Origin of the sequence: Nocardia sp. NPDC058633 (genome assembly GCF_042717045.1) — a bacterium.
In the GTDB taxonomy this organism is placed as follows: Bacteria; Actinomycetota; Actinomycetes; order Mycobacteriales; family Mycobacteriaceae; genus Nocardia.
Map to the genome: position 1 here is coordinate 112344 of NZ_JBHXRA010000010.1, position 12366 is coordinate 124709.

General features: G+C 67.8%; 10 protein-coding genes. 2 read left to right on the forward strand and 8 right to left on the reverse strand.

The genetic code is table 11. From position 1 onward, the window contains the following. Positions 1–6 precede the first annotated feature (6 nt). From ACFWUR_RS15240 to ACFWUR_RS15270, 7 genes are all read right to left on the reverse strand, one after another. Positions 7–1677 carry a fatty acyl-AMP ligase gene (locus ACFWUR_RS15240; protein ID WP_378907100.1) on the reverse strand — a complete coding sequence of 557 codons (1671 nt, stop codon included), beginning with the start codon at positions 1675–1677 and terminating at the stop codon, positions 7–9. Positions 1678–1986: 309 nt separating this feature from the next. After that, positions 1987–3369, reverse strand: coding sequence for a styrene monooxygenase/indole monooxygenase family protein (locus tag ACFWUR_RS15245; RefSeq protein ID WP_378907102.1), 1383 nt, complete (start codon positions 3367–3369; stop codon positions 1987–1989). A 156-nt stretch (positions 3370–3525) separates the two neighbouring features. Further along, the gene (locus ACFWUR_RS15250; protein WP_378907104.1) at positions 3526–4962 is read right to left on the reverse strand and encodes an LLM class flavin-dependent oxidoreductase; all 1437 of its coding nucleotides are present in this window, start codon (positions 4960–4962) and stop codon (positions 3526–3528) included. Next, entirely contained in the window at positions 4959–6194 is a 1236-nt protein-coding gene (locus ACFWUR_RS15255; RefSeq protein ID WP_378907106.1) for an acyl-CoA dehydrogenase family protein, read from the reverse strand. The genes ACFWUR_RS15250 and ACFWUR_RS15255 overlap by 4 nt, the downstream gene beginning before the upstream one ends. Positions 6195–6417: 223 nt before the next feature. Beyond that, a complete protein-coding gene (locus ACFWUR_RS15260) occupies positions 6418–7041 on the reverse strand; it encodes an MBL fold metallo-hydrolase (RefSeq protein WP_378907108.1) in 624 nt (207 codons plus the stop codon). Then, positions 7038–8123, reverse strand: a complete 1086-nt coding sequence (locus ACFWUR_RS15265) for an S-(hydroxymethyl)mycothiol dehydrogenase (protein ID WP_378907110.1) — start codon at positions 8121–8123, stop codon at positions 7038–7040. Before ACFWUR_RS15265 ends, ACFWUR_RS15260 begins: the two co-directional genes overlap by 4 nt. A 58-nt stretch (positions 8124–8181) precedes the next feature. Beyond that, the gene (locus ACFWUR_RS15270) at positions 8182–8400 is read right to left on the reverse strand and encodes a three-helix bundle dimerization domain-containing protein (RefSeq protein ID WP_378907112.1); all 219 of its coding nucleotides are present in this window, start codon (positions 8398–8400) and stop codon (positions 8182–8184) included. A gap of 97 nt (positions 8401–8497) precedes the next feature. On the opposite strand from ACFWUR_RS15270, the gene ACFWUR_RS15275 reads away from it, so the two are divergent. Beyond that, positions 8498–9415 carry an alpha/beta fold hydrolase gene (locus tag ACFWUR_RS15275; protein WP_378907113.1) on the forward strand — a complete coding sequence of 306 codons (918 nt, stop codon included), beginning with the start codon at positions 8498–8500 and terminating at the stop codon, positions 9413–9415. Between the two features lie 93 nt (positions 9416–9508). Here the strand turns inward: ACFWUR_RS15275 and ACFWUR_RS15280 are convergent, their stop codons facing one another. Further along, positions 9509–10159, reverse strand: coding sequence for a TetR/AcrR family transcriptional regulator (locus ACFWUR_RS15280; RefSeq protein WP_378907115.1), 651 nt, complete (start codon positions 10157–10159; stop codon positions 9509–9511). A 155-nt stretch (positions 10160–10314) separates the two neighbouring features. Here ACFWUR_RS15280 and ACFWUR_RS15285 point away from each other — a divergent pair, with 155 nt between their 5' ends. Then, on the forward strand, positions 10315–12348 hold the full coding sequence (locus ACFWUR_RS15285; protein ID WP_378907117.1) for a CocE/NonD family hydrolase: 2034 nt from the start codon (positions 10315–10317) through the stop codon (positions 12346–12348). The last annotated feature ends 18 nt before the right edge of the window (positions 12349–12366 follow it).

The window sequence follows — 12366 nt, forward strand, 5'->3', positions numbered from 1 at the left end:
CGCTCCTCAGCGGGTGGGGCCGGCGGTCGATGATCGGCTCAGGGCCGGTTCGAGATCTTCGTGCAGGACAGTGGCGAGGCTGTGGTCGAGGAAGGCCTCGCGCATCGAGGCGCGCTGGACCTTGCCGCTGGTGGTGCGGTGCACGGAGCGGCTTTCGACGAGGACGACGCTCGGTGCGGGGACATCGAATCCGCGGGCAACCGCGATCTTGATCGTCGAGGTCAGTTCGGCGAGGGTGGTGCCGCGCAGCAGCGCGGTCTTGACGCCCTGCACGACGACGAGCCTTTCCCGGCCGCCTGCCTCGACGGAGACGGCGACGCCGGTGGTGAGTGCGGGGTGCAGCTGCTCCACCAGTTCCTCGACATCCTGCGGGTAGAGGTTTCGGCCGTTGATGATCAGCAGGTCCTTGAGCCTGCCGGTGACGAACAGTTCGCCGTCACGCAACATCGCGAGGTCGCCGGTGCGCAGGAACGGCCCTTCGTCGCCGAGATAGGCGTCGAAGGTGTGGCGAGTTTCCTCGGGCCGGTTCCAGTAGCCGGCGGCCACGCTGTCGCCACGAATCCAGATCTCGCCGACGGCGCCGTCGAGGGCCCGCTGCCCGGTGTGCGGGTCGACGATGCGGACGGTGAGTCCGCGCGCCGCCTGGCCGCAACCGACGAGCACGCTGTCGGGCCCGTCGGTGACCACCGGCTGCGCGTCGATCGGTCCCGCGGTGGCGAGCAGCGTCACCTCGGCCAGACCGTAGGCGGGCAGCAGTGCGGTCGGGCGCCATCCGGCGGCGGCGAATCGCTCGCGCACGGCCGTGATGGTTCGTTCGCGGACCGGTTCGGCGCCGCACAGCGCCACCTCGAGGGTGGTCAGGTCGAGGGCGGCCAGTTGCTCGTCGGTGACGCGCTTCGCGATCAGCTCATAGGCGAAGTTCGGGGCGGCGGTGAAGGTCGCGCGGTACTTGTCGATGGTCTGTAGCCACCGCACCGGGCGCTTGAGGAACGTCGTCGGTGACATGAACACCAGGTTCGCGCCGGCGTAGATCGAACCGAGCAGCGAGCCGATCAAGCCCATGTCGTGGAATTGCGGAATCCAGCTCACGCCGGTCGCGGCGTCGTTGAAGCCGATCGCGGTGATCGCGGCTTCGTTGTGCAGGAGGTTGGCGTGGGTGACGACAACGCCTTTCGGCGTGCCGGTCGAGCCCGAGGTGTACTGCAGGAACGCGATGGTGCCCTGGTCGATGCCGGGCATCTGCCAGGCGTCGGGGTCGCCGAGCTGGTCGTCGGTGGCCACCACGGCCGCGGTCGTCGCCGCGGCGACCATCGGCTGAAAATTGGCGGTGGTGAGAACCAGGCGGGCACCGGAGTCGGCGATGACGGCCGCTACTCGTCGGGTGCTGCGCTCATCGTGTGGCAGCGGCGCGGGAACCGCGACCACGCCCGCGTAGAGGCAGCCGAGGAAAGCCCGCAGGAAGGCCATGCCGTCGAGGTAGAGCAGGACAACGGGCTCCGTCGATTCCGGGCGGTCGGCCAGCCACGCGGCGACCGCCCTGGCATCACGGTCGAGATCGCGGTAGGTGGCGATCTCCTCGGTGAGCTCGCGCCCTGCCTCACGGAGATAGGTGTAGGAGCGGGTCTCTCCGTAGGCGCGCACCTGCTCCCTGACGTGGTGCACGTAGCTGGGCTGCATGTCGCGGATCCTTCGCCGTAGAGAATGCCATAGGGGTTGACTATGACTATCCGCTCTCCGCGTCGGTGGGGATAGTGCCCGCAGGTATCACCCAGCTAACCCGGGGGTGGCCGCTGTACACCCCTGGGTGGGCAGGCCGATTGCGACTCACACGACGACGATCCGGCGCCTGCGTGAACGACCGGCCGCGCCGCCGACGTGCGCCGCGGCGACCTGTCCGGCGAATCTCGCCGGACAGGTCGCAGGGCTCAGCGTTTCGAGGAGCGGCCGTTCGACCGTATGCGTGCCCGACCGGGTCGAGGGTGGCTGTTACCCGACGGCGACCGGGGCGAACGTGGAGCGGGCGAAGCGACCCGCCGGGGTGAACTTCGCCAGCAATTCGCCCGCGTCCGCCCCGGTGACCTCGGTGATGTAGGCGGCAGCGTCGGCGGGGGAGTCGATGGGCAGCAACGGCTGTGGACGGTGCAGCAGGCCGACCAGGGCGGAGGCGAACTTCGCGTCCACGGCGGCGGTGGCGAAGAACTGGCCGCCGATGTCAGCGAATTCAGGATCGCTGAGGAACAGGCGGGTCACCTTGGCGGCGGCGTCGCCCCGGTGGGCCAGGAACGCGACGTACTGGTCGGTGATCCACCGCTCGTCGAACGGTCCGTCGTGCACCGCGGCGGCCGCGACCAGGCGTTGGGCTTGGATCAGCCCGCTCTGCGCGCCCTGGCCCGCGACCGGGTCGTAGGCGAGGGCGGTGTCGCCGAGGGCGGCGACCGGATGCCCGCCCGCGGTGCGTCCCACACCGGCACGCACGACCGGTCGGACCGCGCCGGTGAGCCAGGAGTGCGGGTCTTCGGGGATCACCTGGGTGGCCTGCACTTCCGGCAGGTCCCAGTCGATGTAGTCGCGGTAGAGGTCCTTCACGATCTGGAGTGCCGACTCGGCGGAATCCGCTGCGGCGAAACGGGTTTCCCAATCGCTGCCGGGCCGGGCCCAACCGAGGAACGCCCAGCTCGGGCCCGCGTCCTTGTGCAGGTACGGGCCCCACCAGGCCTCGCCCTGGTCGGCGAGAATGGAGAACAGGCTGTGCGCGCCGCCCGCGGGACCGCGGTGCGCGAACACACCGGAGTCGTAGCCGAGGCCGGACACGGTGACCGTGAGCAGCGATCGCTGCGGCTTGTCGTAGACGGTGCGCTCTTCGTCGATCGGGAACAGGTCGGCCAGGCCGCCGCGGCCGGTGGCGACCAGGGTGAGGTCGGTGGCGGCGGCGATGGCGTCGAGGGATTCGACAGTGACCGAGTCGACGACGAAATCGCCGCCGCGTTCGACGAAGGCCGTGAGGCGTTCGTCGGCCTTGAGACGGGTGTCGACGGCGACGCCGACATACCCGTCGAAAGTGCCGTCGAAGGCGATCAGTTCGGCGTTGCCCGGTCCGGCGATGCGCACACTGAGACCGGTGTGGCGGGGTGCGCGGCCGGTGTAGCTGTCGAGCCCGAGCGCGGCCTCGGCCTGCTGGGTTTCGCCGAACTCGAGGGCGGTGCCGGTGGCGGGTACGTCCTCACGCAGGGAACGTTGATCTCGGTCGCTGTAGAGGGTCACGGTGAAGCCGGCGTCGAGAAGTCCCAGCGCCGCGGTGACGCCGGTTTGGCCTGCGCCGATCACCGCGGCCGAACGAGTGGTACGGGAAACGGGAGTCTGCGATGTCATACCGGAATGGTGCTCTCGGGTTCGCGCGATGATGAGTGTTGGGATCAGCGAGAGTTGATTCGAACACGTTGCACCACAACACATATCAGCACCAGTCGACGGCTGATCGCGCCGAGGCGAACGTTCTCGGCGCTGATCATCGACGAACCGTGCACGCTATGGACCGGCGGGTGTCTCCACCGCCTCGGGACGCGACCGCGAATGCGGCAGCGCGGTGGAACCGGGTCCGCCGAGGCGATACCCGGTGCCGCGATGGTGCGGCGGGAGTCGATCACCGGCCCCGAACAGGGCGTTGCGCAACGTGCCCGGCTCGTATTCGGTGCGGTAGACGCCGCGTTCGGTCAATACCGGAACAACATGGCGCACAATGTCTTCGAACGTTCCTGGCGTGATCGCGTAGGCGAGGTTGAACCCGTCTAGATCGGTGTCGGCAGCCCATTCCTGCAGCAGGTCGGCGACCGTGTCACCGGAACCGGTGAACACCGGACCCATGCCACCGATACCAGCCCAGCGTCCGATATCGCGCACCGTCCACGCGCGGCCGTCATCGTCGAATTCCTGGAAAGCCGCGACCGCCGACTGGATGGCGTTGCTCTGCACGTCACCGATCGGGTCGTCGAGGTCGTACTGCGACAGGTCGACGCCCAGCCAGCCGGACATGAAAACGAGCCCGCCTTCGATGCTCGCGTAGGACAGGTATTCCTCGCGTTTGGCCCGCGCCGCGGCGTCCGTCTCGTCGGTGATGATGGTGGCCAATGCGTAGATCCTGGCGGCGTGGCGGTCGCGTCCCGCGGCTTCGAGTGCGTCGCGAATACGCGAAATTGTCTGTGTCAACACTCGTTTCGACGGGCCGGCGATGAAGATCGCCTCGGCGTTCTCGGCCGCGAACCGTATACCGCGCGCGGAGGCGCCCGCCTGATAGATCACCGGTGTGCGTTGCGGTGACGGTTCGGATACATGGATCCCCGGCACGGTGTAGTGCTTGCCGTAGTGGCCGATGTGGTGCACCTTCGACGGATCGGTGTAGATGCCGCGTTCGCTGTCGCGCACCACCGCGTCGTCCTCCCACGAACCCTCCCAGAGCTTGTAGAGCACCTCGAGGTATTCGTCGGCCCGGTCGTAGCGTTCGTCGTGGTCGAGCTGATCGTCGGCGCCGAAATTCCTCGCCGCGGAGGGCAAGTACCCGGTCACCACATTCCAGCCGAGCCTGCCGTCGGTGAGGTGGTCGAGGGTGGACAGACGGCGAGCGAACGGAAACGGATGTTCGAAACCGGTGCCGGTGGTGATGCCGAACCCGAGGTGCTCGGTCACCGCGGCCATCGCCGACACGAGCAGCAGCGGATCGGCGACCGGTGTCTGCGCGCCCTGGCGCAGTGCGGCGATGTCGTTGCCGCCGTACACGTCGTAGGTGCCGAGCACATCGGCGATGAAGATCCCGTCGAACCGCCCGCGCTCGAGGAGTTTCGCCAGCTCGGTCCAGTAGCCGATGTCGGTGTAGCGGTGCGACTGATCCTCGGGATGACGCCACAGCCCCGGCGACTGGTGGGCGACGCAGTTCATGTCGAAGGCATTGAACCTGATCGGCCTGCTCATCGCGACACCTCCGCGGAAACCGATGCGCCCGTGTGCCTTTCGCCCGCGCTCCAGCCGAACGGCAGGTCGGTGCCGTTGAGCAGGTAGTCGCCGACCGCACGAGCTTTGAAGATAGCGGGATTGTGCACGGAGACGGTGCGGGCGTTGCGCCAATGGCGATCCAGGCGCAGCTGTTCGGACACGATCGAGGCGCCTCCCAGCTCGAACAATTGGGTGGTGGCGGCGAGCACGATGTCGATCACCCCGAGTTGTGCTTGTGCGGCGGCCAATTCGGCTGCCACGAGATCGTTCTCGTCCTTCGCCCCGGCGTCCAACACCCGGTCGAGTACATCCGCCACCGCGAGTACCGCCGCTCGCGCGGTGAACGCCGCCGCCGACAGCTTGCCGATCACCTGCTGGACGAGGGGATCTTCGCGCGGCAGATCAGCGGCGGCGTGGGTGTAGGTGCGGGTGCGCGCGCCGACCCACTCCCTGGCATCGCGTTCGGCGCGTGCGGCGATCCCCGCGAGCACCGCGAGCTGCACCAGCTGGAGGTAGGCGGTGCCGTAGGTGGCGCCCGCGACACCGTAACCGGGGCCCAGGACGCGGTCGCGGGCGACGACGACGTCGGTGAACTCGGTGGTGCCGCTCGCGGTGAGCCGCTGCCCGAAACCGTCCCAGTCATCGTGTTGCACAACTCCGTCGGCGTCGGTGTCGACCAGCACACCGAGCCGCTCGCCGTCACTGTCGGCGGCGACGAGGATGTGGTCGGCGAACAGCGATCCGGTGCTGTAGTACTTCACGCCGTTGAGCAGCAGTCGGTCACCGTCGCGGGTCAGCCGAGTGCGATACCGGTCGAGGGCACCGACCCCCGGTTCGGTGATCGCGTTGCCGACGAGGGTGCCCGCCGCCACCGCCCGCAACCACCGCTCCCGCTCCGGGCCGGTCGCCGCCAGCAGTTGATCTTCGACGAACGACCAGTGCACCCGCAGTGCCTGCGGCAGATTCGACTCGGCCGCGGCCAGGTCGACGAGCAGCCGGAACAGCTGCCGCACGCTCGCGCCGTACCCGCCGAACTCGACCGGTACCCGCAACGCTCCGAATTTGGCCTGCTTCAGCCAGCCCACCTCGTCGAACGGCAACCTCCGGTCGATTTCCCGCTCGACCGCGCCCAGGGCGATCCGGTCGAAGATCGGGGCGAAGACGGCGTCCAGTTCGGAATCGGTGGTCGATGGCGCGGCGGTGGAAGTCATGCACCCACGATTGCGCAGGCGGGTGCCCGTTTCACGGGTTGCGCGCAGCGCGATCGCAACGTTTCCGCGCTCACGATTTCGGTGTGGTCGTCACCGAACCGGCCGATCGACGCCACGAAGTCACTCCCACCGGAACGAGATCACCAGACTCTCGTGTCGGATCGCGGGCGAAACGTACAGGAGAGTCCGGTGACAAGTCGGGGAGCCCGGTTTCGGGCGAGGGTCAGTGTCCGCGGGCGATCCAGTCCGCGAGTGCGGGTCGCTCGGTGCCGATGGTGGTGGTGTCACCGTGACCGGTGTGGACTGTTGTCTGCTCGGGAAGGGTGAGCAGGCGGTCTCGGATCGAATCGATGATCGTGTCGAAGTCGGAGAACGAGCGGCCGGTGGCGCCGGGGCCACCCGCGAAGAGGGTGTCGCCGGTGAACAGGGCCGCGAGGTCGGGCAGGTGCAGCGAGACCGAGCCGGGGGAATGGCCGGGGGTGTGCAGGATGTCGATGTCGGCGCCCGCCACCGTGATTCGCGGCATGTCCGCCAGGGAGTGGTAGTCGGCGTTCGGATGGGTCATGCGCCAGAGGGGCTCATCGGCAGGATGGAGCAGGACGGGAGCGTCGAGGCGTTGCGCGAGTTCCGGGGCGACGGTCACGTGGTCGTTGTGGCCGTGGGTGCACAGGATCGCGGTGACCTGACGATCGCCGACCGCCTCGGCGATGGCATCGGCGTTGTGGGCGGCGTCGATGACGAGAACCTCGGTGTCGTCACCGATGAGCCACACATTGTTGTCGACATCCCAGGTACCGCCGTCGAGCGCGAAAGTACCGGAGGTGACGACTCTTTCGATGCAGGTCACCAGACCACCACCGAACGCAGCACCTGGCCGTCGGCCATCGAGGCGAACGCCTGCTCGACATCGTCGATGCCGATCCGCTCGGTGACGAATCGGTCCAGCGGCAGCCGGTCCTGACGGTAGAGATCGATGAGCATCGGGAAGTCGCGTTCGGGCAGGCAGTCGCCGTACCAGGACGACTTGAGCGCGCCGCCGTGCGAGAACAAGTCGATGAGCGGCATCTGCAAGCTCATCTCGGGTGTCGGGACACCGACCAGCACCACCGTGCCTGCCAGGTCGCGGCCGTAGAACGCCTGCTGCCAGGTCTCCGGACGGCCGACCGCGTCGATCACCACGTCGGCACCGAAGCCGTCGGTGAGGTCCTTGATCCGCTCGACCACGTCCTCACTGGTCGCATCGATCGTGTGGGTGGCGCCGAAGTCCTTGGCCCAGTCCAGCTTGCGCTGATCCCGGTCGATAGCGATGATCGTGGCGGCCCCGGCCAGGCGCGCACCGGCGATGGCCGCGTCGCCCACGCCACCGCAGCCGATCACCGCGACACTGTCACCGCGCGAGACGTTTCCGGTGTTCATGGCGGCGCCGATGCCGGCCATCACGCCACAGCCGAGCAGGCCCGCGACGGCGGGGTCGGTCTCGGAATCTACTCTGGTGCACTGCTTTTCGTGCACCAGGGTCTTGTCGGCGAAGGCGCCTACCCCGAGCGCGGGGGTGAGCGGGGTGCCATCGGTGAGCGTCATCGGGACGCTGGCGTTGTGGGTGTCGAAGCAGTACCAGGGGCGCCCGCGCCGACACGCTCGGCATTCACCGCAGACCGCACGCCAGTTCAGGACGACGAAATCGCCCTCGGCCACATGGGTCACGGCGGCGCCGACGGTTTCGACCACACCGGCGGCCTCGTGGCCGAGCAGGAACGGGAACTCGTCGTTGATTCCACCCTCGCGATAGTGCAGGTCGGTGTGGCACACCCCGCAAGCCTGGACACGGACGACCACATCGTGCGGCCCCGGATCGGGAATGACGATGTCGACGGTTTCGACCGGCGCTTCTTTCGCGCGGGCGATGACTCCGCGAACGGTGTCGGGCATGCGGACCTCCTTATGATTGACGTAGTCGACGCCAACGCTAGCGGTCCGGCCCGCCCGATCAGTCCGGGATGGGTGGGATTTCTCCGGTCGGAGTGCCGAGTTCCTCGCGCACATGGTGCTCGACGAGCAACGGAACATAGTTGCGGATGTGCACCTTTCCGAACGCGTCGTAGACGCTGTGCACGATGTCGGCGAGCTCAGCGGGTGCGATGGTCGGGTACCGGATGATCAACCGCTCGATGACCTCGTCGAGTTGTCGGTTCTCGTGAGTAGTCATATTCCGGGGTTACCCGGCGACGGCGTCGAGCAACGGGCAGGCGCCCACATTTTCGCCGAGAACCCGGGTGTTCGGCGCGGCGAGATACCCTCGCCTCATGACCGAGGAGTCGTTGTTCCTGGATCCCGTCATCGGTCGTTCTGCGGGCAGAATCGGCTATTTTGCCGATCGGCCGGGCTTCGACCGGTTCGCCGCCGCCTACGTGGACGGCATGGCACTGTTGCCCGAGCCCGAGGCGACGATCGCGATATCGACCTCCTTCGGTCCGGTCCGCGCGTACCGATTCGGACCGGGCGGCGACACACCCGTCGTGCTCCTGTCGGGGCGCCAGGCCTCGACACCGATGTGGAGGTCGAACCTGCCCGGCCTGATGGCGCACCGCACCGTGTGGTCTGTCGACAGCATCGGTGAGCCGGGCGCGAGCACCCAGCGGCGAGAGCTCACAGACGGTGTCGGCCAGGCGAGCTGGGTGGCGGAAGCCGTTGCGGGACTGGGCGTTACGAAGGCGCACCTGCTCGGCGTGAGCATCGGCGCGAATCTGGCCGTGCAGACCGCGCTGCACCGGCCCGAGTGTGCGGCCTCGATCACGCTGCTCGATCCGGCCAACACCTTCGCGCCGTTGAGCTGGAAGATGATCGTCGTCTCGCTCGGCAGCGCGATCCCGATGATGCCCGCGAGCCTGCGCAACAAGCTGCTGAGCTGGATCTCCGGTGGTGTTCCGGTCGACGAGTCGGTGCCGGAAGGTCGGCTGATCGCGTCCGGGATGAAGGACTACCGGGGCGCGCAGCCGCTGTTGCCGCGCCCGACCGAGGATCAGTTGCGTGCCATGACGGTGCCGACCCTCGCGCTGTTCGCGGGCCGCAGCATCGTCCACGACTCGGCGAAGGCGGCCGCCACCGCACGCCTGATTCCCGGCGCGCAGGTGGAGATCTGGCCGGACGCGTCGCACGCGATCAACGGGGAACACCCCGAGCGGATCGCCCGGCGGTTCGCCGAATTCACCGTAGGCGTCTGACCGTCGCCGGTCGATCGCGCCAGGGCGCACCCGACGACTTCCTGAACGAAACCGAGTTCCGGGCGATCGTGGCAGGCTCGCGGTGGCGCCGACTCAGTCGCCGTCCGGTCCGATCCGCGCGAGCACCGCGTTGACCACCAGGCACCCACTGTCCACCACATCGGTCAGGGGTTGGCGGTATTCGTCGAGCACCCATTTCTGGGCGATGATCACGATCGCCCCGACCAGGCCGAACAGCACCGTGCGCAGGCTGGCGGCGGGGTGGGTTTCCAGGTCGACGTGCGGGGTGACCAGGACCAGGCAGATATCGACCAAGGCATCGAGAACGTCGTAGTAGGCCCGGTCGACGGCGGGGCTCACGCCGAGGATCTCGAAGAACGCGATCCGGGGAACCCGGGGGTCGTCGAGGATGAGCTGGAAGTACGCGGTCAGCGCGACGCGCACCTGGGTGTCGACATCGGCGTCGGCGTCGCGAACGCCGACATGGATCGCCTCGATCATTCTGGCGGCCGTCTCGCGATACACCTCGAGCAGCAGATCCTCACTGTCGGTGAAGGATTCGTAGAAGTAGCGTTTGCCGACACCGGCCGCCGCGCAGATCGTGGTGACCGTGGTGTTGCGGTAGCCGTCGATGCCGAACGCGTCGGTGGCCGCTTCGATCAGTCGGGTGCGACGTTCCTGCTGACGTTGCCCCGGTGCGGCGCCGCGGTAGCGGCGACCGTCGTCGAGTTCGGGCACTGTCACAGTGCCGATTCTGTCAGGTGGCCGCGGCGGGGTGCGCGCGGGCGCTGATCGTGGATTGCCCAGAACATGTTCTTGCGATCGAACGTGACCCACGCTACGTTACTTCCCGGTACGGGAACGTTGTGGTTCCCGATGGTGGAGGGCTGAACCGAAGCATGATCAAACAACGTGGGCGGCTGGCTGCGCTGGTCGCATCCGTCGTCGTATTGGCAGGCGCCGTCGCATCCGCGCCGGTCGGACAAGCATCGCCGGGCGTCGAGGGTCTCGACGCGCAGTTCGTGGCCACCCATAACGGGCCACAGCAATATCCCAACGTCTTCATCGAGTGGGATGTGCCGATCACGATGAGTGACGGCACCGTACTCAAAGCCAACGTCTATCACCCGGCCGGAGCGGACGGTCAGCCGATCGCCGAACCGACACCCACCATCGTCAACATGACGCCCTACACCAAGCTGGTCACCAACGTCGCCGACTCGGCGCTCGCGGTGCCAGGCCTGTCGGACCTGCTGATGCCGGTGTTGCAGAACCTGGACTTCACGCCGTTCGGTTTCAGCAGTCTCAGCGACATGATGAACGCGCTGCCCGGCGGCGCGGCCCGGACCTTCGGCGTCGACCGCAACCTGATTCGCGGCGGCTACACCCAGGTGGTCGTCGATGTGCGCGGCACCGGTTTCTCGCAGGGCGTTTGGCAGGTGTTCGGTGAACGCGAGCAACTCGACGGTGTGGAAGTGGTCGACTGGGCGGCGAAACAGGGCTGGTCCAACGGCAAGATCGGGATGAGCGGCATCTCCTACTCGGGGATCAACCAGCTCCAGACCGCGCAGCGTCATCCCGAGGCGCTCGAGGCGATTTTTCCGATCGTGCCCGGTAGCGACCTGATCCGCGACGTCGCCGCCCCCGGCGGCGCGCTCGGGATCGGGTTCATCCCGGCCTGGCTGCTCGCCGTCGACGGCGCCAAGCTGCTGCCCGACATGATGTCGATGCTGACCGGCAAATTCGACTGGGTCTGGCTGCGCGACCGGGTGCGTGACCCGTTCACCTTCTTCAACGTGCTCATCGCCGCGCTGACCACCCCGAACATCGAGCAGATCCCGCCGGAGATGGCCTCGATCCTCGACGACGAGAGCCCACTGCGGACCGCGTGGGTCGGCTCGCCCGAACAGGTCGAGGTGCCGACCTTCCTCTACGGCGGCTGGCACGACATCTTCACCTACTCCACCCCGCGCATCTACAACGCGGTGAACGCGCCCGCCGAGCAGAAGAAGCTCGTGATGGGCAACGTCTACCACGTCACCGTGAGTTCGGGCCTCGGACAGCCGGACGCGCCCGCACCGCTGGATTCGTTGCAGCGCGCGTGGTTCGACAAGTGGCTCAAGGGAATCGACAACGGCATCGACCGCTACGACCCGGTCACCCTGTGGCAGCAGGGAAGCGAGCAGTGGACCACCGACGTGGCCTTCCCGCGGCCGGGCATGCAGTACCGGCGGATGTATCTCGACGCTGCCTCCTCCGGCACCGCGCCGGGCGCCCGCCACGACGGCAGTCTGCGAAGCACTCCCGGCGCCGCACAGCGTGTTTCGGTGGATCCGAGTCTGACCACCCTCTGCTCACGAGATGCCGCACAGGGCACGGCCGGGCTGGTTCCGCTGCCCGACATCTGCGCGAAGGACGCTCGGATCAGCGAAGGCGCGGCGCTCACCTTCACCACGGCGCCGGTGACCGAGCCGACACGGATCTCCGGCCCGATCGCCGCACATCTGAACACCGTGCTCGATGCCACCGACGGCTATTGGACGGTGACGGTCAACGATGTCGCGCCCGACGGGACGTCGACGGTCTGGTCGCAGGGTCAGCTGATGGCGTCGCTGCGCACGGTCGACGAACCCAAATCGACCCGCTCACCCAACGGCGACTACACCGACCCGTATCCGTACCTCACCTTGGATACCCGTCAGCCGATCGTGCCCGGTGAGCCGACGACGATCGACATCGGCATCCGCGCCACCGACGGTGTCCTGCTGCCGGGCCACCGCCTGCGGGTCGACGTCTTCGCGGGCAACTTCCCCAGCGGGCTCCCGTTGCGGCCGTTGCTGAACGAGAGCGGCCTGCGCACTCAGCACCTCGAGCTCGACCCGTCCCGCCCGAGCTGGGTCAACGTCCCCTTGGACACCGATCCCGGCTGGTGAGCCAGGCCGACCCCGCCC